This is a genomic window from Deltaproteobacteria bacterium (genome assembly GCA_016210005.1).
GTDB lineage: Bacteria > Desulfobacterota > Binatia > HRBIN30 > JACQVA1 > JACQVA1.
In genome coordinates this window covers 1-19,739 of sequence record JACQVA010000043.1, presented here as the reverse complement: position 1 = coordinate 19,739, position 19,739 = coordinate 1, and the positions used below count along the sequence as shown (strand labels likewise).

General features: G+C 67.9%; 20 protein-coding genes and 1 pseudogene. 13 read left to right on the top strand and 8 right to left on the bottom strand.

The window, feature by feature from the left end; genetic code table 11:
• Both HY699_05200 and HY699_05195 read right to left on the bottom strand, forming a co-directional pair.
• Nucleotides 1-156 (bottom strand): hypothetical protein (locus HY699_05200; GenBank protein MBI4515198.1); only part of this gene is annotated, 156 nt, incomplete at its 3' end.
• A 152-nt stretch (nt 157-308) separates the two neighbouring features.
• The gene (locus HY699_05195) at nt 309-1,484 is read right to left on the bottom strand and encodes an alanine--glyoxylate aminotransferase family protein (GenBank protein MBI4515197.1); all 1,176 of its coding nucleotides are present in this window, start codon (nt 1,482-1,484) and stop codon (nt 309-311) included.
• Nucleotides 1,485-1,566: 82 nt separating this feature from the next.
• Between HY699_05195 and HY699_05190 the strand changes: the two genes are divergently transcribed.
• The 5 genes from HY699_05190 to HY699_05170 all read left to right on the top strand — a co-directional run bounded on the left by HY699_05190 (nt 1,567) and on the right by HY699_05170 (nt 7,316).
• A complete protein-coding gene (locus tag HY699_05190; GenBank protein MBI4515196.1) occupies nt 1,567-2,994 on the top strand; it encodes an FAD-binding protein in 1,428 nt (475 codons plus the stop codon).
• Nucleotides 2,995-3,048: 54 nt separating this feature from the next.
• Nucleotides 3,049-4,356 carry an FAD-binding oxidoreductase gene (locus HY699_05185; GenBank protein ID MBI4515195.1) on the top strand — a complete coding sequence of 436 codons (1,308 nt, stop codon included), beginning with the start codon at nt 3,049-3,051 and terminating at the stop codon, nt 4,354-4,356.
• A 3-nt stretch (nt 4,357-4,359) separates the two neighbouring features.
• Complete coding sequence (glcF, locus tag HY699_05180; protein MBI4515194.1) at nt 4,360-5,625, top strand: glycolate oxidase subunit GlcF; 1,266 nt, start codon at nt 4,360-4,362, stop codon at nt 5,623-5,625.
• A gap of 124 nt (nt 5,626-5,749) precedes the next feature.
• A complete protein-coding gene (locus HY699_05175; GenBank protein MBI4515193.1) occupies nt 5,750-7,123 on the top strand; it encodes a hypothetical protein in 1,374 nt (457 codons plus the stop codon).
• Between the two features lie 19 nt (nt 7,124-7,142).
• Nucleotides 7,143-7,316 (top strand): hypothetical protein, encoded by a 174-nt coding sequence (locus HY699_05170; protein ID MBI4515192.1) that lies wholly within the window; start codon nt 7,143-7,145, stop codon nt 7,314-7,316.
• Between the two features lie 21 nt (nt 7,317-7,337).
• Here the strand turns inward: HY699_05170 and HY699_05165 are convergent, their stop codons facing one another.
• Both HY699_05165 and HY699_05160 read right to left on the bottom strand, forming a co-directional pair.
• A complete protein-coding gene (locus tag HY699_05165; GenBank protein ID MBI4515191.1) occupies nt 7,338-8,267 on the bottom strand; it encodes a nucleoside hydrolase in 930 nt (309 codons plus the stop codon).
• A gap of 13 nt (nt 8,268-8,280) precedes the next feature.
• Entirely contained in the window at nt 8,281-8,679 is a 399-nt protein-coding gene (locus tag HY699_05160) for a DnaJ domain-containing protein (protein MBI4515190.1), read from the bottom strand.
• Nucleotides 8,680-8,739: 60 nt separating this feature from the next.
• On the opposite strand from HY699_05160, the gene HY699_05155 reads away from it, so the two are divergent.
• The 3 genes from HY699_05155 (at nt 8,740) to HY699_05145 (ending at nt 12,045) form a co-directional block, all read left to right on the top strand.
• Entirely contained in the window at nt 8,740-9,198 is a 459-nt protein-coding gene (locus tag HY699_05155) for a cupin domain-containing protein (GenBank protein ID MBI4515189.1), read from the top strand.
• A 43-nt stretch (nt 9,199-9,241) separates the two neighbouring features.
• Nucleotides 9,242-10,249, top strand: coding sequence for an endolytic transglycosylase MltG (gene mltG, locus HY699_05150; GenBank protein MBI4515188.1), 1,008 nt, complete (start codon nt 9,242-9,244; stop codon nt 10,247-10,249).
• Between the two features lie 119 nt (nt 10,250-10,368).
• A complete protein-coding gene (locus tag HY699_05145; protein ID MBI4515187.1) occupies nt 10,369-12,045 on the top strand; it encodes a dihydroxy-acid dehydratase in 1,677 nt (558 codons plus the stop codon).
• Here HY699_05145 and HY699_05140 read toward each other — a convergent pair.
• A complete protein-coding gene (locus HY699_05140) occupies nt 12,042-12,299 on the bottom strand; it encodes a hypothetical protein (GenBank protein ID MBI4515186.1) in 258 nt (85 codons plus the stop codon). The genes HY699_05145 and HY699_05140 overlap by 4 nt on opposite strands.
• A gap of 168 nt (nt 12,300-12,467) precedes the next feature.
• Here HY699_05140 and HY699_05135 point away from each other — a divergent pair, with 168 nt between their 5' ends.
• The 4 genes from HY699_05135 to HY699_05120 all read left to right on the top strand — a co-directional run bounded on the left by HY699_05135 (nt 12,468) and on the right by HY699_05120 (nt 16,723).
• Nucleotides 12,468-13,811 carry an ethanolamine ammonia-lyase subunit EutB gene (locus HY699_05135; GenBank protein ID MBI4515185.1) on the top strand — a complete coding sequence of 448 codons (1,344 nt, stop codon included), beginning with the start codon at nt 12,468-12,470 and terminating at the stop codon, nt 13,809-13,811.
• Nucleotides 13,808-14,524: an ethanolamine ammonia-lyase subunit EutC gene (gene eutC / locus HY699_05130; GenBank protein ID MBI4515184.1), complete on the top strand. Its 717-nt coding sequence runs from the start codon at nt 13,808-13,810 to the stop codon at nt 14,522-14,524. Before HY699_05135 ends, eutC begins: the two co-directional genes overlap by 4 nt.
• Before the next feature lie 28 nt (nt 14,525-14,552).
• Nucleotides 14,553-15,749 carry an MFS transporter gene (locus tag HY699_05125; GenBank protein MBI4515183.1) on the top strand — a complete coding sequence of 399 codons (1,197 nt, stop codon included), beginning with the start codon at nt 14,553-14,555 and terminating at the stop codon, nt 15,747-15,749.
• 95 nt (nt 15,750-15,844) lie between these two features.
• Nucleotides 15,845-16,723, top strand: a complete 879-nt coding sequence (locus HY699_05120) for an LLM class F420-dependent oxidoreductase (GenBank protein MBI4515182.1) — start codon at nt 15,845-15,847, stop codon at nt 16,721-16,723.
• A 56-nt stretch (nt 16,724-16,779) separates the two neighbouring features.
• Here HY699_05120 and HY699_05115 read toward each other — a convergent pair.
• The 3 genes and pseudogenes from HY699_05115 to HY699_05105 form a co-directional block, all read right to left on the bottom strand.
• A pseudogene (locus tag HY699_05115) lies at nt 16,780-16,872 on the bottom strand (glyoxalase).
• A 56-nt stretch (nt 16,873-16,928) separates the two neighbouring features.
• The gene (locus tag HY699_05110) at nt 16,929-17,582 is read right to left on the bottom strand and encodes a hypothetical protein (protein ID MBI4515181.1); all 654 of its coding nucleotides are present in this window, start codon (nt 17,580-17,582) and stop codon (nt 16,929-16,931) included.
• Nucleotides 17,583-17,675: 93 nt separating this feature from the next.
• The gene (locus HY699_05105) at nt 17,676-18,083 is read right to left on the bottom strand and encodes a hypothetical protein (GenBank protein ID MBI4515180.1); all 408 of its coding nucleotides are present in this window, start codon (nt 18,081-18,083) and stop codon (nt 17,676-17,678) included.
• Between the two features lie 237 nt (nt 18,084-18,320).
• Between HY699_05105 and HY699_05100 the strand changes: the two genes are divergently transcribed.
• Nucleotides 18,321-19,526 carry a CoA transferase gene (locus HY699_05100; protein ID MBI4515179.1) on the top strand — a complete coding sequence of 402 codons (1,206 nt, stop codon included), beginning with the start codon at nt 18,321-18,323 and terminating at the stop codon, nt 19,524-19,526.
• Nucleotides 19,527-19,739 lie beyond the last annotated feature (213 nt).

Here is a 19,739-nt window from a genome sequence, read left to right as displayed (position 1 = left end):
GCGCTTGAGGGAGTTCAGGTCGGCAGTGTCGTCGAGAACCGCCCGGCATTGCGCGCGGCTGAGCAGCTCCACCGCCGCCGGTTTAGGTTGCACCGGGGCGGCGCTTTCGACCAGCGCGCATCGCGGCAGCAACAAGGCGGCGGCGATGGCTGCCACTGCGCGCAACCATTGCCGGCACGGTTTCGTGATCGCACTTGCGAGCTCAAGCGCACCGTCGCAGCGCCGCCCCGGAACCCGCGTCGAACCGCTCATCCGCTCACCTGGCCCCCTCGCCGCCACCGCCAGCCGCCATCACCGGGGCGCTGACCCTACATCTGCGCGTAGGCCGCGCTCGCCGCCGCCACTGCCGCGCCGGCTTCCACCTTATAGCCGTGCCGGGGCAGCAGCCGCTCCAGCGCGCTCAGCAGCGCCAAGACGCTGGCTTCGGTGCTCGACTCCCCCATCAGGCCGATGCGCCAGGTCTTGCCCTTCAATGCCCCCAGACCGCCACCGATTTCGATGTTGAACTGTTCGAGCAGCGCGCGGCGCACGGCCGCGTCGTCAACTGCCTCGGGAATGCGTACGCTGTTGAGCATCCACAGCTGATGCCCCTCTTGCGCCGCCAGCGCCAAACCGATTGCGGCAAGGCCGGCCTTGAGCGCGAGATGGTTGCGCTGGTGGCGGCGCCAGCGCGCTTCTAGTCCCTCCTCCTCCACCAGTCGCAGCGCCTCCAGCAGGGCGTAGTTCATCGAGATCGGCGCGGTGTGGTGGTAAACGCGCTCGGCGCCCCAGTACTGCGCGATCATGGTCAGATCGAGATACCAGCTCTGCACCTTGGTCTGGCGGCGCTTGAGCACCTCGAGCGCGCGCTGGTTGAAGGATATCGGCGCCAAGCCCGGCGGACAGCTCAAGCACTTCTGCGTCCCGCTGTAACAGGCATCAATGCCCCAGTCGTCGAGCAGCACCGGACAGCCGCCCAGCGAGGTCACGGTGTCGGCGACGAACAGGGCCCCGGCCGCGTATGCCAGTCGGCTGATATCTTCCAGCGGCTGCCACGCGCCGGTAGAGGTTTCCGCGTGCACCACCGCTACCAGCTTGGGCGACTTGGTGCGCTGCAACGCTGCGGCGATGTCGGCCGGATCGATAATTCGACCCCAAGGCGCCTCGACCGGCACCACGGTCGCCCCGCAGCGGCCGGCGATCTCGACCATGCGCGTGCCGAACACGCCATTGACGCCGATGATCACTCGATCACCCGGTTCGATCAGATTGACTAGGCAGGCCTCCATGCCGGCGCTGCCGGTGCCCGAGATCGGCAGCGTGAGTTCGTTGCCGGTACGAAAGACGGCGCGCAACCGCCGCTTGCTTTCCTCCATGATGTCGAGAAAGGCCGGATCGAGATGGCCGACCAGAGGCATGCCGAGCGCCCGCAACACTCGCGGGTGCACCAGGCTGGGGCCAGGCCCGAGTAAGCAACGCGGCGGGGGGGCAGCGGATATAGTCATCCAATCACTCCAAGTTATGTTGCGGCCGGCGCCCGGCGGCGCTTGTGCTTTTATCGGGGGGCCGGTAGCGTGTCAAAGTCATATGCTGCCGCCAAAGGTGCCCGACCAGTTGCGCCAGATCGTCGGCCTCGACGGGGTGATCACGCACGACAGCGAACTGCGGGTGTACGACTGCGACGGCTACACGCTGGAGAAAAGCACGCCCCAAGTCGTGGTGCTGCCGCGAACTACCGGTGAAGTGGCGGCGGTTTTGCGACTGCTGCATCGCGAGCAGGTCGCCTTCGTGCCGCGCGGGGCGGGTACCGGCCTGAGCGGCGGCTGCCTGCCGCTGGCCGCTCCGGTGATGGTCTGCACCAGCCGGATGACCCGCATTCTGGCCGTGGACTTCGCCAACCGGCGCGCCACCGTCGAGGCCGGGGTGGTCAACCTGGCGGTCACCAACGCGGCGAAGGGTGGTCGCCTCTATTACGCCCCCGATCCCTCGAGCCAGACGGCCTGCACCATTGGCGGCAACGTCGCCGAGAACTCCGGCGGCCCGCACACGCTCAAGTATGGCGTGACCACCAATCACGTGCTCGGGGTGGAGCTGGTGCTGCCCAACGGGGAGGTGGTGCAGCTCGGGGGGCCGATGGAGGACGTGCCCGGGTACGATCTCGTCGGCCTAACCGTCGGCAGCGAGGGCACCTTCGGCGTGGTCACCCAAGCCACGCTGCGCCTGATCCGCCGGCCCCAGGCCTGGAAGACGTTGCTGGCCATCTTCGAGTCGGTCGACGACGCCACGCAAACGGTGTCTGGCATCGTCGCCGCCGGGATCGTGCCGGCGGCACTGGAAATGATGGATCAGCTCATCGTCGCCGCCGTCGAGGCGGCCTACCATTTCGGTTTTCCCACCGACGCCGGCGCCGTGCTGATCATCGAGCTTGACGGCTTGGCTGCCGGCCTCGAGCCGCAAGCGCAACGGGTGATCGAGATCTGCCGCGTTAATCGCGCGCGCGAGGTGAGCGTGGCCAAGGACGAAGCGGAGCGCGCGGCGCTGTGGAAGAGCCGCAAGCGCGCCTTCGGGGCCGTCGGCCGGCTGGCGCCGAGCTATTGCACCCAGGACGGTGTCGTGCCGCGCACCAAACTGCCCGACATCCTGCGGGTTATCAGCAAGATCGGCCGCCGTTACCGGCTGCGCATCGCCAACGTGTTCCACGCCGGCGACGGCAACATCCACCCCATCATCCTGTACGACGAACGCGACGCCGACCAGGTCGAGCGCGTGCTGAATGCCGGTCGCGAGATTCTCGAAGCCTGCGTCGCGCTCGGTGGCAGCATCACCGGCGAACACGGCATCGGGGTCGAGAAGATCCAGCAAATGCCGTTGCTCTTCAGCCCGACCGACTTGCTGGTCATGCAGCAGTTGCGCCGCGTCTTCGATCCCAAGCAGCGCTGCAACCCGGGCAAGATCTTTCCCACCCCCGGGGTGTGTGTCGAGACCACGCGCCCCAAACGACGCGCGGCCGTGTAGCGATGAAGGCTTGCACGCACGAAGCGCCGGCCGCGGCCGCCCATCCGTTGGTCAATGCCTAGCGCCGAAGAACTCCTCGCCACGCTGCGCTCGCGTCTCGGCGACGACGCGGTCAGTGAGGATACCGCCGCCTTCACCATTGGCGGGCGCGCGCCCGTCTGTGTGCTGTTCCCGTCGAGCGTGGCCCAGGTCAGCGAAGTGCTGGGGGTGGCCGAGGAACAGCGCTTGGCGGTCGTGCCCGTGGGGCAGGGGACGCATCTGCGGGTGGGCGAGCCGCCGCGCAGCTACGACATCGCCCTGTCGTCCTGCCGGATGGCGCGCGTGATTGCACACGAGGCCGCCGATATGACCGCCACCGTCGAGGCCGGTCTCACGCTCGCGGCGCTCGACGCCGCCTTGAGCCCGGCCGGCCAGTGGTTGCCGCTCGATCCTCCGTGTCGCGAGCGCGTCACCGTCGGAGGACTAATCGCGGCCGATCTCAATGGCCCGTTACGCCTGTCGCAGGGCAAGGTGCGCGACCTGTTGATCGGGATCACCGTCGTGCTGGCTGATGGCTCGGTGGTGAAAGGCGGCGGCCGGGTGGTCAAGAACGTTGCCGGTTATGATCTCGGCAAACTCTTCACCGGATCACTAGGAACACTCGGAGTGATCGTCGAAGCGACCTTCAAGATCCGCCCGCGTCCCGAGCACACCCGCGTGCTCTGGATCGGGGCGCCGGACCTGAAAGCCGCCGGTGATCTCGCCGGCGATCTGCTGGAGACCGACACCGAGCCGCTTTTTGTCGAATTGCTCGATCACACGGCGGGGCGGGAGGCGGGCATGAGCGGCCCGGGCGTGGCCGTCGGCTTGGGCGGCATTGTTGAGGAAGTGGCGGCGCAGCAGACGCTGCTGGCACAGCATTATGCCGGGCTCTACCCCTGCGCCGAGCCTGAAGCGCAACGGTTGATGCACTGGCTGCGTCAGTTCCCGTTGGCCACGGACGGCGCCGCACCGCGGGACACGCTGAGCGCGCGCCTCAGCTTGCTACCCACCGAACTGGCCACCTTGCTCCCGCGTCTGGTGCCGGAGGCGGCGACGCGCGGCCTGCATGCGGCCGTGGTGGCGCACGCCGGCAGCGGCATCGCGCGCCTGCGCGCGCAAGCTGGCGACGTCACCGCAGCGGCGCAGTTCTGCGAGTGGTTGCGCCTGGCCGGGCGCGTGCGCGGCGGCTGGGTGGTGTTCGATTCGCTGCCGGACGCGCTCACCGGGCGCATCGATCGTTTTGGCGAGGCCGGCCCGGCGCTGTCGCTGATGCGTGGTATCAAGCAGCAGCTGGACCGCAACGGCATCTTGAGCCCCGGGCGCTATATAGGCGGGATCTGAACGATGAGCGGTACTGCCAGACCGCCGGCGCAGATCTTTATTGCCGCCGAGAGACTTCTCGACTGCGTGCACTGCGGGCTTTGCCAGCAAGCGTGCCCGACGTATCTGGAGTTGGGCACGGAGATGGATTCGCCGCGCGGGCGCATCTACTTGATGCGGGCGCTGAGCGACGGCACGCTGGCGCTGACGCCGGAAGTGGTCCGCCACCTCGATCTGTGCCTGGGTTGCCGCGCGTGCGAGACCGCCTGTCCATCGGGCGTGCACTACGGCCGGATGATCGAGGGCGCACGCGCCTTGGTCGCCGAGCAGTATCGCCGCCGCGGCCGCGAGCGCTGGCAGCGGCGCTGGCTCGAGTGGGTGTTCCCCTATCCGCGGCGCCTGCGCGCACTGATGGCGCCGGTGCGCCTGGCGCAGCGGCTCGGGGTGTGGCCGCTGGTGACCAAGCTGCTGCCGGTAGCGGCGATGATTCCCCCGGCCGATGGTGCGGCGCCCTTGCCGCAGTTGGTGCCGGCCGAGGGGCGCGAACGCCGGCGCGTCGGCTTGCTGGCGGGGTGTGTGGCGCGGGTGTGGTTTGCGCAAACCAATGAGGCGAGCGCCCGTGTCTTGACACGTAACGGTTGCAGCGTGGTGGTGCCGCGGGCGCAGACCTGCTGTGGGGCGCTGTCGCTGCACAACGGCTCGCGCGACGCCGGGCTTGAATTTGCCCGCCGCACCATCGACGCCTTTCCCGCCGACCTCGACGCCATTATCGCCAATGCCGCTGGCTGCGGGGCGCTGCTGCGCGAGTACGGCGAGCTGCTCGCAGATGACCCCGCCTACGCCGAGCGCGCCCGCGAGTTCAGCGCCAAGGTGCGCGATATCAGTGAGTGGCTGGTGGCCTTGGGTGCAGACGCCCCACCGGCAGTGACACCGCTGCGTGTCGCCTACCACGATGCTTGCCACCTCGCCCACGGGCAGCAAGTGTGCGAACAGCCGCGTGCGCTGCTGCGCCTGATCCCCGGCGTCGACTTGGTCGAATTACCCGAGGCTGACCTCTGCTGTGGCAGCGCCGGCAGCTACAACCTGCTCGAGCCGGCAATGGCGGCCCGCCTGCAAGCGCGCAAGGTGAGGAACATCGAGAGCACGCACGCGCAGTGCGTGGCCGCCGCCAATCCCGGCTGCATGATCCAAATCCAAGCCGGCTTGCGCCGCCGCAAACTGAACATCCCCGTTGTGCACCCAGTCGACTTGCTCGACCGCGCCTATCGCGGTTTGCCCTTGCTGGGGTAGATGCAGGGCCGTGGCAGCGGCGGCGCGGTCGTGGTATGCAGGCGCCGCCGGTGAACCCGACCGCGTACACGCCCTTTGAGCACCAGGATGCGCGCCCTCGGCGCGGCATGCCGGGCTGCCGCCGGTGCGCGTTGCTGCTGATCGCGGCAGTGCTGTTGGCCTTACCCTTGCGCTCACTGGCGCAAACCGCATCCGCCACCCCCACGCGCACCGCCTCCTTTACCCGGACTGCAACCCGAACACCTTCTGTAACACCAACCAGCACCGCTTCGATTACACCGACTATGACCGCCACGGCCCGGCCAACTCGCACGCCCACGGCAACGAGATCACCGACGCTCACCGCTACCTTGACCGCAACCATGACCGCCACCGCAACGCCGACCGCAACCGCTACGGCAACCGACACGGCCACCCCACGGCCGACCAAGACCCCGAGCGCCACCGCCTCAGCCAGCGCGACCGCAACCGCCAGCGCGACGGTAACCAGCACCCGAACCAAGACCCCGACAGCCACGCCCACCAGCACTGCCACACCCCAACCGACGCGCACACCAACCGCTACCGCGCCGCCACCGCCGACCGCCACCGCCACGCGCACCGCGAGGGCGACCCGTCCCCCAACGGCTACCACCAGCCCCACCCCGACCGCGACCGCAGCCCCGACCGCAACACTGACGCCGACGACAGCGCCCACCGTCACGCGCACCATCACCGCCACCCGACAGCCCAGTCGTACGCCCACCAGCACCCTGACGCGCAAGCCGACGATCACGACCACGCCTACGCGTTCGCTCCGCCCCACCACCACCGCCACAGACACGCCCACCGCCACGCCGTCGGAAACCCCCACCGTCACCGCTACCGCTTCGCGCACCGCCACTGCGAGCGCTGCGCAAACTGCTACCCGGACCCCCAAACCCCCGCCGACCGAAACCTCCACCCCGTCGCCATCCGCCACTCCCAGTTACACCAGGACGCCGCGGCCAACGCGCACGCCGACGGACACTCCCAGCCCGGCGCCGACGCGCACCGCCACCGCCACGCGCACTGCGACGCCGACACGCACGGCCACCATCACGCCTACCGATACCGCCACCACTACGGCGACGCCGACCGCTACGCCGACGCCGACCCCGAGTGCTACCGCCACCGCAACGCCTTCTCTCACCGCCACCGTTACGGTGACCGCGACCTTGACTGCGACACCCACCGAGACCACCACCGAAACACCGACCGCAACCCCCACCGACAGCGGCACGCCGACCATCACTGCTACGCCCACGCTCCCGTTCACGTGGACGCCGACGATGACGCCGACAGCGACCGAAACCGCCACCCCGAGCGCTACGGCAACATCCGAGCCGACCAATACCCCGACGACGACGGCCGCGCCGACTCAGACGCCGAGCGCGACCGCTACCGTGACCGAAACCGCCACGCCGACACCCTCCGCGTCACCCAGCCCAACCGCCACCCCGATCGCCTGCGTCGGTGACTGCAACGACGATGGCGAGGTGACGGTCGATGAGATCGTCAGGGGCGTGGGCATCGCACTTGGCATTATCCCGGCCGACTGCCCCGCGCTCGAATGTGAAGGTGTGATCGCTTCCGAGGCAGTAACCGTCAACTGCCTGGTCCAGGCCGTCAACAACGCCCTCAACGGGTGCCCACCACCGCCGGCGCTGTGAGCGGCAGCGCGCTGCGCCTGTTTACGGCAGTTGCAGCAAGCGCTGCACGAGGAATTCGACGAACCGGGGCGCGTCCACCTCGGTGGCCACGGTGAACTCCGGCGCGCCGGGCTCTGCGAGCAGACGAAAGACGCCGTCAACGATCGCCGGCCGCAGCCGCAGGCGTTGCCGCGTAACCAGCGAGGGATCGATCAGTACCGCCACTGCCAGCGGATCGTGCAGGAAGGCGACGATATCCGGGGTATAGCTGCGTGCGCCGGCAAAGAACTCACGGTGAATCGGCCACCACACCTCCATCGCATCACACAGCACCTGCACCAGCGGTGAGCGCGACTGGCGCAGCCGCGCCAGCTCCGCTTCCTTGAAGCGGACGTGCCAGGTCACATCCAGCGGTACCAAGGTTGCCGGAATCCCCGCACTCAGCACCACCAACGCCGCTTCCGGATCACCGTTGAGGTTGTACTCTATCAGCGGCACGTCGGCGTCGTTGTGGATGCCGAGCGCGCCACCCATGAGCGTGAGATGCGAAATCGCCGCGATCACCGCCGGCTCCTTCATGATGGCGACGGCCAGGTTGGACAGCGGCCCGATCGCCACCACGTGCGGCCGCTCGCGCAGCACCGTGTCGATGAGCAGGTCCACTCCGTGTGCCGAAGCCAGCGGCAGCGCCTCGTGTGCAGCCACGATTCGCTGCCCCTCGTGGCCGAGCCAGAGGAAGTTGCGCTGCCGCAGCACCGGCTCGGGTACGCCGGCAGCCACCGGCACGTCCGTGCGCCCCCCGAGGGTGAGGAGTTTCTTGGCGATCCGCCCGCGCAGCACCGCATCGCCCGAGACGATGGTCACGGCGCGCAGGTCGATCTCAGGCGCCGCCAACAGCAGCCCGATCGCCAGCGCGTCGTCGACATCGGTGCCGATGTCGGTATCGAGCAGAACCGGAACTGGGCGGGTCATAGGGGCATGGGCCTCAAGCGCGACTGAGCTCGGCGTAAGCGCGTTGGATCTCGACCGTCTTCTGATGTGCAAGCTGTTGCAATTCCTCGCCCAGGTCGGCGACGCGGTCGGGGTGGTAACGTTTCATTTGCTCACGATAGGCGTGGGTGATCTCCTTGGCGCTGGCGTTGGCCGGTATACCCAACACCGCGTACGGATTCCACACCTCGTTAGTTGCGGTTGGCTTCGGCGGCGCCGGCCGTGGCCGCGCGTGACGCAGCTGCGCCCGCGCCCACCAGAGAAAGCCCACCAGCACGAGCACATCGTCGAGCACGCCGAGCCCAGGGATCGGCTCCGGGATCAAGTCGATGGGTGAGCGCAGGTACGCCAGCACGCACAGGGCCGCTATCAGTAGGCGCAGCCAAAGCATCATGGCTCCGGTGCGAGCGGGCGGCTTGCGTTGTCGGTCATCACGGGCTGTATTGTGGCTCCGATGAATAGGCTCGGCAAGTCTCTTACCACTTGTGTGCTCGCATTCGCCATCGCGGCGCTTGGCTGCACGGCGCGCACGCCGCCGCGGGTTGTCTTGCCCGGCGCCGCGCCGGTCGAGCTAGCTGAGCTGTTGGATCGCTATCCGCTCGCTGCCGATCAGCCGGTGCGGGCCGAGCGCCTCGCGGTGACTGCCGAGCTCAGTTATCACCTGGTGCAAGTAAGGCCCGGTGCGGGCGAGCGGCCCCACCTGCACGCACAGCACGACCTCGTCGTTCTGCTGTTGCTGGGGCAGGGTACGCAGTGGATCAACCGGCAGCCGGCGGCTGTGCGAGCCGGCGACACGCTCGCGATTCCAGCCGGGGCGAGCCACTACTTCGTCAACACCGGCAACACCCCCGCCGCGGCACTGGTCATCTTCAGTCCGCCGCACGACGGCAGCGATCAGGTCTCGACCGAGTAGCGGGCCCTTCCGTCGTGGCCGCGCGTTCGATATCCAAGGGGGCGTGTGGCGATCGGTGGCCCTCGTCATCTTCCTGCTGTTACTGACTGCAACCGGCGCAGCCGTGCTGGGATGGCGCGAGTTGCACCGGCCGCAGCCGGCGCCGCCTGGCGGGGCGTTGCTGACCGTGTCGGCGGGAGAACGATTTGGAAGTGTGGCCAGCCGCCTGCAGGCGGCCGGCGTGGTGCGATACGGCTGGCTGCTCTCGCTGTGGGCACGGGCGAAGCGGCTCGATCGCAGCGTCCGTAGCGGCGACTATCGCTTCGACCGGCCGCTATCGCCGCTCGCCGTTCTTGACGTCCTGCGCTCGGCGGGGGCCGCACTACACCGGGTCACGATCCCGGAGGGCATTACGCTGGTGCAGATCGCCGAGTTATTCGCCGAGCAGGGGTTTGGCGGTATCGACGCGTTCCTGTGCGCCGCGCGCGAGCCCAATCTGCTCGCCGATCTGGCTCTGCCGGCTACCGGCGCCGAGGGCTACTTGTTTCCCGACACCTATGCGTTGCCCTGGAGTGAAGCGCCGGCGGACATCATCCGGCGCATGGCTGCTCGATTTCGCGCGGTGAGCGCGGAATTGGAGCCGCTGCGCCGGCAGTCCGGCCTCGGCCGACACGCCTGGGTCACGTTGAGCTCGATCATCGAGAAGGAAACCGGTGTCGAGTCTGAACGCGCACTGGTCGCGGCCGTGTTTCACAACCGCTTGCGCCTGCGCTGGTTGCTGCAGTCGGACCCGACGGTGATCTACGGGCTGGAGTCATTTGACGGCAATCTGACCAAGGCCCACCTGCGCCGGCCGAGCCGGTACAACACCTACACCAATCCCGGCCTGCCCCCGGGACCGATCTGCAACCCCGGCCGGGCCGCACTGGCGGCAGCGCTGCAACCGGCGGCGGTGGACTACCTTTACTTCGTCGGCCGCGGCGACGGCACCCATCAATTTTCGACCACCCTGGAGGAACACAACCGCGCCGTCGCCCGCTTCCAGCGGCGGGCTACGCCGTCTGATGGCTGATACTGGGCCGCTCGGGATGGAGACATCCCGAGCGCCAGACAGCCGGCTGTCGACTTGGCCGCCGTCTGGCCGTTGCATGCGCTTGACTGTCGTGCGGGAACCGTCGACTCTAGGCCCCGATGCGCGGGGTCGATCGCAACTTGACTTCTTACGGTGACGCCGGCTTCAGCCGCTACTTGCGGCGCGCCTTTCTGGCCTCCGCTGGCTTCGACCGCGCCGATCTCGATCGGCCGGTGGTCGGGATCGCCGATACTTCATCGGACTACACCACCTGCCATCGCGACATGCCCGGGTTGATCCAGGCGATCAAGCGCGGCGTGCTCGAGGCCGGCGGCCTGCCGCTGGCGTTCCCGACCGCGTCGCTCGCCGAGATCCTGTTGTCGCCGACTTCGATGCTCTACCGCAACCTGCTGGCGATGGAGACCGAGGAGATGATCCGCGCGCAACCGATGGACGCGGTGGTACTGACCGGCGGCTGCGACAAGACTGTTCCGGCACAGCTGATGGCCGCGGCCTCGGCCAACGTGGCGGCCATTTCCGTCGTGACCGGCCCGATGACCACCGGCAGTTGGCGCGGACAGCGACTGGGAGCCTGCACCGATTGCCGCGGTTACTGGGCTAAGTACCGCGCCGGCGAGATTAGCGGCCAGGAGATCGATGAGATCGAGCAGGCGCTCTGCGCCAATGCCGGCACCTGTATGGTGATGGGCACGGCGTCGACGATGGCGTGCCTGACCGAAGCGCTCGGGATGATGCTGCCTGGCGGCGCGACTGCGCCGTCGGGCTCGGGTGATCGACTGCGCCACGCGGTGGCGGCCGGGCGGCGTGCGGTCGAGCTGGCCTCTGGCCAATTGCGGCCGGGCGACGTGCTCACGCGGCCTGCGTTTGTCAACGCACTCACCGTGCTCAGTGCCGTCAGCGGCTCGACCAATGCCATCGTGCACTTGATCGCGATTGCCCGGCGCGCGGGCGTGTCGCTGACGCTGGATGACGTCCACCAAGTCTCACAACGCGTTCCGTTGCTGGCCGACTGCAAGCCCGCGGGCAGCGGCTACTTGGAAGACCTGCATCGCGCCGGCGGTGTGCCGGCGCTGCTCAAAGCGCTGGCGCCGCTACTCGATTTATCAGCCGTCGGGGTCACCGGCCGCACGCTCGGCGAATTGCTGAACCAGACAGCGTCGCCGGCCGATTGGCAGAAGACCATTCGGTCGCTTGACAACCCCCTGGGCCCGCCGGGCGCGCTGGTCACGCTGCGCGGCTCGCTCGCGCCGGACGGCGCAGTGATCAAAGCCGCCGCCGCCACGCCCGCGCTGCTACGTCACCGCGGCCCGGCAGTGGTATTCGAGTCGCCCGAAGACGCCGCGGCGCGCATCGACGATCCGGCGTTGCAGATCAGCGCGCAGCACGTCTTGGTGCTACGCAACGCCGGCCCAGTTGCGGCCGGCATGCCTGAGGCCGGCTCGCTGCCGATCCCGCGCTATCTCGCAGCGGCCGGTGTGCGCGACCAGGTGCGGGTTTCCGACGCCCGCATGAGCGGCACGGCGTACGGCACGGTGGTGCTGCACTGCTCCCCGGAAGCCGCCACCGGCGGTCCGCTGGCGCTGGTACAAGACGGTGACATGATCGAGCTTGACGCCGGCAAACGCCGTCTCGACCTCTGCGTCGAGGCCGCCGAGCTCGCGCGCCGCCGCGAGCGTTTGGCGCCGCCCCCGCTCCCTGAACGCGGTTGGCGCCGCCTGTACGCACAGCACGTACTGCCCGCGCACCTCGGTGCCGATCTGGATTTTCTCGTCTAGGCTGGCGCCGCTCGCCGCCAGACCGAGAGGCGCTTGTTGCCGGCTGGCGCGCCGAGCCACTCTGGCGTGATCGCTCGATCAGCGAGCGTGCACTTGCGGTCGAGGCCGCGTGTCGGGCCGCCATGCAGATAATCGAGGCCGAGCCCGCCCGCGTTGATTTGCTGCCAGCCCCCGGCAATCCGTTGAAGCACCGCCCATGCTTCGAGACGCGCCTGACGGCGCTCCTCAGCATGAGCGGTGCTTCCTTCTGCCACAACACTTTTCCGCTCGCCCTGAGGAGCTGCGAAGCAGCGTCTCGAAGGGCATCGCCGTTTCTCGACGGGCTGCGAGCCGCAAGCTCCTGCGCCGGCTCGCGGCGCAAGCTAACGTCGATGAGTCGCCCGGCGCTTGACCGCCAGCACCGCAGCTCCCTATGCTAGCTCATGTCCTTGCACGCGCACGGCTATACCTTCGCCACACTGGCTGAGGTGATGGCCAAGGCGAACGAGGAGAAGTCGGGCGATCAACTCGCCGGGCTGGCCGCGGCTGGCGCCAAGGAGCGCGTGGCCGCCAAGGCCGTGCTGGCGAACGTGCGGCTGCGGGAATTCGTCGAGGCGCCGCTGCTGCCGCCGGAGGCGGACGAGTTGACGCGGGCATTTCTCCAAGAACTCGACACCGCCGCTTATGCTGGCATCGCCGACTGGAGCATCGGCGAGCTGCGCGAACACTTGCTCGCCGATGCTGGCGACGCGCTCGTCGCGCTGCGCTCCGGTTTGCTGCCGGAGATGGCGGCGGCAGTTGCCAAGCTGATGTCCAACCTCGACCTCATGCTGGCAGCAAAGAAACTGCCAGTGGTGGTGGCTGGCCGCACCACGCTCGGCCAGGCTGGCCGGCTGGCTACACGGGTGCAGCCCAATCATCCGCGCGACGGCATCGACGGCGTGCTCGCCAGTACGCTGGAAGGGCTGAGCTACGGCTGTGGCGATGCCGTGCTGGGCGTCAATCCCGCCGACGACCGCCTGGAGGTGGTGCAGCGCCTGAGCCACGCTCTGCAGGCACTGCGTGTTAAGCTGGAGGTGCCCACGCAGGTGTCGGTATTGGCGCACGTCACCACCCAGGTGCGCGCGCTCGCCGCCGGGGCGCCGCTCGACCTGCTGTTCCAGTCGCTCGGCGGCACACAGGCGGCTAATCGCGCGTTTGGAATCGATCTGGCCTCGCTCGACGAGGCGGACGCGGCAATCCGCGCGCGTGGCCAGCTCGACAGTCCGGCGCGCTGGTACTTCGAGACCGGGCAAGGCTCGGAGCTTTCCAGCGGCGCCCACGCCGGCTTGGATCAAGTGACGCTGGAAGCGCGCTGTTACGGCGTGGCGCGGCGCTACCGCCCGCTGCTGGTCAATACCGTGGTCGGATTCATCGGCCCGGAATACCTCTACGACGCGCGCCAGGTGCTCCGCGCCGGGCTCGAGGATCATTTCATGGGCAAGCTGCTCGGCGTTCCGATGGGGGTCGATGTTTGTTACACCAATCACATGGCCGCGGATCAGAACGATCTGGAGAATCTCGCGGTGCTGCTGGCCGCCGCCGGCTGCAATTACTTCATGGCGGTGCCGATGGGCGACGACTGCATGCTGAGCTACCAAACCTCGTCGTTTCACGACGCTGGTGCGGTGCGTGAGCTGCTGGGGTTGCGCCCGGCGCCGGAATTCGAAGCCTGGCTGGAACGCCGCGGTCTGATGCAGCAAGGGCGGCTGACCGCGCGCGCCGGCGACGCCCGAGCTTTGCTGTGAGTCAGCGGCTCGAAATCGACTTCGACCGGGCCCGGCGCAGCACGCCGGCGCGCCTGGATGTCGGCCGGGCGGGCGGGCGCCCGCGCACCGCTACCTGGTTGGCTTTCCAGCGCGATCATGCCGCGGCGCGCGACGCGGTGTGGAGCGAATGGAGTCCGGCATTTCTCGATCTCCTGCGCGACTTGGGCTTCCTGCTGGTCAGCTCCGCGGCGCCCGATCGCTTGGCTTACATCCGCCAACCGCCGCTGGGGCGGCAGCTTGCTGGCGGCGAGCTTGACCGGATTCGCGCTCACAGTCCGGCGCCCGCCGCCATTCAGTTGGTGCTCTCCGATGGCTTGTCGGCGCAAGCGGCCGAGGCGCACTGCGAACGGCTGTACCCCTCACTGCGCCGCCATCTCGAACGGCTGGGCACGCTCGGCGTCCCGGTGGCTGTGCGCAACGGGCGCGTCGCTGCCGGCGATCCGATAGCGGCGGCCGCCGGTGCCCAGCTAGTCGTGCATCTAATCGGCGAGCGGCCCGGCTTGGGCAGCGCCGACAGTCTCGGCTGCTACCTCACCTTCCGCCCCGGCCCCGCTACCACCGACGCCGACCGCAAGTGCATCTCCAACATTCGGCCGTTGGGGCTGAGCCCTGATGAAGCCGGCGCCACCATCGCCGGCATCTGCCAGCGAATTCTTAGCAAGGGCTCGTCGGGGACTGACTTGGAACTGTAGTGCGCGAGCGGGCCGGGCGGAGGGGCGGATGGAGTTGAGAAAGAAGCTCTCATGGGTGGCGGTGCTCTACTTTGCCGAGGGCTTTCCTTTCGGCATCGCCGTCGACCAATGGCCGGTGTACTTCCGCACCCACGGTGTGGCGCTCGAAGCCATCGGGCTGCTCAGCTTCCTCGGCCTGCCGTGGACGTTGAAGGTGTTATGGTCGCCGTTGATCGATCGTTTCGGCCAGCGCCGCCAGTGGATTACGGGCGCGCTCTTGCTCATGGCGATGCTGCTGGCGCTGCTGCCGCTGCTCGATCCGGCGCAGCCGTCGTTTTGGCTGTGGGCATTGCTCTTGGCCTTCACGGCCGCCTCCGCCACGCAGGACATCGCCATCGACGCCTACACCATCGGGCTACTGGCGCCGGGCGAAGAAGGCATAGCCAATGGCGTGCGGGTCTCGGCTTATCGCGCCGCCTTGATCGCCGGCGGCGGCGGTTTGTTGATGTTGGTCAGGGTGCTCGGTTGGCCGATCGTGTTCTGGTGCGCGGCGGCCACCTGCGTCTTGCTGGCCGCGGCGGTGTGGCAGAGCCCACCCTTGATCACGAGTGGTGACAGGGAGGGTGGCGTCGGGCTGGCGCCGCTGCGGGCGTGGTTGCGCCGGCCCGGTGCGCTGCTGATCTTCCTGTTCGTGCTGACATACAAGCTGGGCGACAGCAGCATGGGGCCGATGGTCAAGCCGTTCTGGGTCGACGCCGGCCTCAGCGTCGAGGAGATCGGCCTGGTCTCCACCACCTTCGGCGTCGGCGCCACCGTCGTCGGGGCGCTGGCGGGCGGTGTGCTCACCACGCGCTGGGGCATCTTTCGCGGCCTGTGGGCGCTCGGCTTGCTGCAAGCGTTCTCCAATCTGGGCTACGCCGCCGCGGCTTACAGCGGCAGCGGCCGGGCGGGCATTTACGCTGCGTCGCTGTTGGAGAGCTTCACCGGCGGTCTCGGCACCGCCGCCTTTCTCGCCTTCTTGATGCACATTTGTGACAAGCGGCAGGCGGCCACTGAGTATGCATTGCTGTCGGCCATCTTCGGCCTGACGCGCTCGCTGGCCGGCGGCGTCAGCGGCATCGGCGCCAGCCAGCTGGGCTACGCGGCGTACTTCCTGCTGACCTTTCTTCTCTCGTTCCCGGCCTACGTGCTGCTGCCGTGGGTGCGAGGCTGGGTTCGCGCGGATGCCGCTGCAGCAGCGCCGTGAGCCTCGGGGCGCTCGCGCCGCGGGGCCTTGGCCGAGCCGGGGCAATGTGGCAGAGCACTGCGCAGCGCCAGCGGCTGCTACTGAAGGAGGGAGTCATGGATATCGGACGGGTCGGCATTTGGACCTTTGCGCTCGATTTGCAACCGGCGACCAAGGCCCAGGAAGCGGCGGCGGAGATCGAAGCCTTGGGCTACGGCGCGATCTGGATTCCCGAGGCGATGGGGCGGGAGGCTTTCACCAACTCGGCGATCCTGTTGGCGGGTACGCGCCGGATCGTGATCGCCACCGGCATCGCCAACATCTGGGCGCGCGATCCGATGGCCATGGCGGGGGCGCAAAAGACACTCTGCGAAGCTTACCCCGAGCGTTTTCTCCTCGGCATTGGCGTCAGCCACGCGCCGCTGGTGGGCCTGCGCGGCCACAACTACGACAAGCCGCTCAGTGCCATGCGCGCTTATCTCGACGCGATGGATTACGCCCCGTTCTTGGCTACGCCGCCGGCCGCGGAGCCCGTCCGGATTATTGCCGCGCTCGCACCGAAGATGCTTAAGCTGGCCGCTGAGCGCGCGAAGGGCTCGCACCCTTACTTCGTGCCGCCGGAGCATACAGCGCATGCCCGCGCCGTGATGGGCAAGGGGCCCTGGCTGGCGCCGGAGCAAGCCGTCGTGCTCGAAACCGATGCCGGCACCGCCCGTGAGATTGCCCGCACGCATATGGCGACGTATCTGGGCTTGCCGAACTACGTGAATAACCTGAAGCGTCTCGGGTTCACCGACGATGACGTTGCCAGCGGCGGCAGCGATCGCCTGGTTGACGCCATCGTCGCCTGGGGCGACGTGAACGCAATCGTCAAGCGCGTGCGTGCGCACCATGACGCCGGTGCCGACCATGTCGGCGTCCAGGTGCTCAGCGCCGACCCGCGCGCGCTGCCGCTGGCGCAATGGCGCGAGCTGGCACCGGCGCTGCTGCGGTAGCGCGGGCGGCGCGCGGCGGCCGCGGGCCCGCTCGATCGAGTGCGAACCTGTTCAGCGGCCCAGAGATCATAGGTGCCGAAGCTCCACAGGTGACCTTCCGGGTCCCGGCAGGTGTAGCCCCGGCCGCCGTAGTCTTTGTCGCTGATCTCCTGCTGATCGCCGCCGTTGATCTGGCCGCGCAAGCAGCCGGCTCACCGAGCCGTTTTCACTCGGGGGCCGGCTCGGCAGCTTGTGCGCCCCCGAGGCTGATCGCCGCCGCCTCGAGACCGCAGCAGGCCGCACTGAATTCACTAGAGGTGAAGTCCTCGGCCGCACGAGCCAGGATGCGCCCCATCACGGTATTAACCGCCTCGTCGAATCCCTCGCCGACCTCGGTATCGCTGTAATGGCCTTCGTAATCCCGCTGCCACCGTACTGCGCCCGTGGGATCGCTGAGGGCGAGGGTAAGCCGAATCGTGCCCCAGGTTATGATCGCCGGCATGAACCAGGTGTAGTTCTTGAAGCTCATCTCCTTGATCCGGCACGTCAGCACCGGGCCCAAGGGCAGGTCGGCCGGGTCGATGGGCTGGTAGCCTGCTTTACGCAGCGTTGCCCGCAAGCCCCGCATGATCCGTTCGGCAGTGTCGGGGTCGCCAAACTGTACCGAGGAGGTCGGGATGGCGAATACGGTAATCGTCGCCCGCCCAATCGTATCGGGGAGGCCATCGGCTTGTCTGGCAACCGCGACCTTGCCCCCTCCCGCCACGGGCTGGGAAGGTGTCGGTATACTAGGCGCGAGGCTGACGCGGGTGGCACCGCACCCGCAGCCGAGCAGCATCAAGATTGCAACAAATCGCTCGCCATTCCGCATGGTCGACATCTCCCTTCTCGATCCTTCCTGCTCCACGCTCGCCGTGAGCCGATCGCCACGCCGGCCCCGCAACGGTCCGAGCACTCCACTTGATCCCGCTCATCAGTCCGCAGCGCTGGCCCCAGTCAGGAGCCGGGTCATGATGCGTTCGAGCTTGCTTTCCGTTGAGCCGAGCTTGTCCAGCCGCCCACCGCCACCGCGTGCGTCGTAAGTGGCCTGGCCAACCAGGCGGTCCTGGTCGAAGATGCGAACATCGAGATACTTCAGATACACCGCCACATCCCACCCCCAGTTCGCGTCATACTCGACGCGAAAGCGGCAATCGGCGGGCGGGTCCTGGCTGTACACCCTGGTGGCTATTCCATGGCGCTGGAACTGCGCACGCAGGGCGGGCAGAAAATCCTTTGACCAGGTGTCCGGGTTGTCACTAATGCAAACAGCCTTGACCAGGTCGCGAGAAATCGGCTGCACGCTGGTGGTGATAGTGCAGGCGGGGAGCACCAGAAGCATGCCCGCCAGAACGATTGGCCGAACGCGTTGAATTAGCGGCACGTTGATTCCCCCCGTGAGAACCTCAGCGCTTCACTGCGACACCGCAGCAGCCTGCTTGGTCTGGCACGCGCCGCAGCGTAACACGGCCGCGCCGCGCGGGGCAACTTCCCGAACTACGATGGTAGCCCGGCGACTTTCGGGTTTGCTCGCGGGCGTAATGATGGCAATCTACGGGGCCACGAGGAGGAAGTGTTCATGGCTGGTCCGATGGCAGGGGTTCGGGTTGTCGAGTTGGGGTTCTGGGTGGCCGGTCCGTCGGCCGGCGGCATTCTCGCCGATTGGGGCGCTGACGTCATCAAGATCGAACCACCGGACGGCGATCCCTTTCGCGGTCTGTTCTTGCGCGGCATGGGTGTGGCCACGCCTGTCAACCCGCCCTTCGAGCTAGATAATCGCGGCAAACGCAGCATCGCCATCAACTACGCCGAGCCGGCAGGACGGGCGATCGCCCTCGAACTCATCGACCGGGCTGACGTGTTCGTCACCAACATCCGCGCCGGGGCGCTCGAACGGGCGGGGTTGGATTACGACCGCCTCGCCAAACGCAACCCGCAACTGGTCTACGCCAGCATCACGGGGTACGGCCTCGACGGGCCCGATCGTGATCGGCCCGCGTTCGACATCGGCGCCTTCTGGGCGCGCTCGGGCATGGCCGCGGCGCTGACGTCGCCCGGAGCTGATCCGCCCTATCAACGCGGCGCCATGGGCGATCACAGCGCCGGTATCACCGCCGTCGCCGGCATCGCCGCGGCGCTATTGGCCCGCCAGCGCACCGGGCGCGGGCAGTTGATCTCCACCTCATTGCTGCGCTTGGGTATCTTTACCGTCGGTTGGGATACCAACATCATGTTGCGCATGGGCATCCCGGCCGTGCCCATGACCCGCATGGCCACGCCCAATCCCATGATCAGTTGCTACCGCGGCAGCGATGGGCGTTGGTTCTGGTTGCTCGGCTTGCAGGGCGATCGCCTGTGGCCGGATCTGGTGCGCGCCCTCGGCCGGCCCGAGCTGCTCGACGATCCGCGCTTCAACCACCTCACCGGTCGGCGGGAGAACTGTGCCGAGTTGGTGCAGCTGTTGGATTCGATCTTCGGGACCAAGTCGTTTGCCGAGTGGGTCGAGATCTTCGATCGCGAAGGGGTGTGGTGGTCGCCGGTGCAATCGACCGACGAGGTCATCAGCGATCCGCAAGCGATCGCCAGCGGCGCCTTTGTAGACGTGCCGCTGGCTGAGGGCGGCAGCGCACGCATGGTGGCGTCGCCGGTCGATTTCTCCGACACGCCGTGGGCGCCGCGCTCGAATGCACCCGAGTTCGGTCAGCACACAGAAGAGGTCCTGCTCGAATTGGGCTACGACTGGGAAGCCATCGGGCAGCTCAAAGAGAAGAAAGCGATTCCTTGACGGCGTCGTCGGCTGCCGCGAACGTGTGAGCGCAGGACAAACCCCGCGCTTCATCAGAAAGCGGTGGCCGTGTGCGACCGGCTTGCTTCACGGTGCGCCGATGGTAGTGTGAGCGCGTTTCCGAAATCGAGCGCTCGACTGCCAGGAGGACACGATGGCCGCTCCCGTGTATGTGCTGGGGGGATACCAGACCGATTTTGCCCGCAACTGGAG

What these genes read in the sequence shown, in the direction of transcription:
- HY699_05120 (MBI4515182.1), top strand. Translation starts at nt 15,845, where the DNA reads ATGGATATCGGACGGGTCGGCATTTGGACCTTTGCGCTCGATTTGCAA.
- HY699_05135 (MBI4515185.1), top strand. Translation starts at nt 12,468, where the DNA reads ATGTCCTTGCACGCGCACGGCTATACCTTCGCCACACTGGCTGAGGTG.
- HY699_05145 (MBI4515187.1), top strand. Translation starts at nt 10,369, where the DNA reads ATGCGCGGGGTCGATCGCAACTTGACTTCTTACGGTGACGCCGGCTTC.
- HY699_05110 (MBI4515181.1), bottom strand. Translation starts at nt 17,582, where the DNA reads ATGTCGACCATGCGGAATGGCGAGCGATTTGTTGCAATCTTGATGCTG.
- HY699_05155 (MBI4515189.1), top strand. Translation starts at nt 8,740, where the DNA reads ATGAATAGGCTCGGCAAGTCTCTTACCACTTGTGTGCTCGCATTCGCC.
- glcF (MBI4515194.1), top strand. Translation starts at nt 4,360, where the DNA reads ATGAGCGGTACTGCCAGACCGCCGGCGCAGATCTTTATTGCCGCCGAG.
- HY699_05165 (MBI4515191.1), bottom strand. Translation starts at nt 8,267, where the DNA reads ATGACCCGCCCAGTTCCGGTTCTGCTCGATACCGACATCGGCACCGAT.
- HY699_05105 (MBI4515180.1), bottom strand. Translation starts at nt 18,083, where the DNA reads ATGCTTCTGGTGCTCCCCGCCTGCACTATCACCACCAGCGTGCAGCCG.
- HY699_05195 (MBI4515197.1), bottom strand. Translation starts at nt 1,484, where the DNA reads ATGACTATATCCGCTGCCCCCCCGCCGCGTTGCTTACTCGGGCCTGGC.
- HY699_05160 (MBI4515190.1), bottom strand. Translation starts at nt 8,679, where the DNA reads ATGATGCTTTGGCTGCGCCTACTGATAGCGGCCCTGTGCGTGCTGGCG.
- HY699_05100 (MBI4515179.1), top strand. Translation starts at nt 18,321, where the DNA reads ATGGCTGGTCCGATGGCAGGGGTTCGGGTTGTCGAGTTGGGGTTCTGG.
- HY699_05190 (MBI4515196.1), top strand. Translation starts at nt 1,567, where the DNA reads ATGCTGCCGCCAAAGGTGCCCGACCAGTTGCGCCAGATCGTCGGCCTC.
- HY699_05125 (MBI4515183.1), top strand. Translation starts at nt 14,553, where the DNA reads ATGGAGTTGAGAAAGAAGCTCTCATGGGTGGCGGTGCTCTACTTTGCC.
- HY699_05185 (MBI4515195.1), top strand. Translation starts at nt 3,049, where the DNA reads ATGCCTAGCGCCGAAGAACTCCTCGCCACGCTGCGCTCGCGTCTCGGC.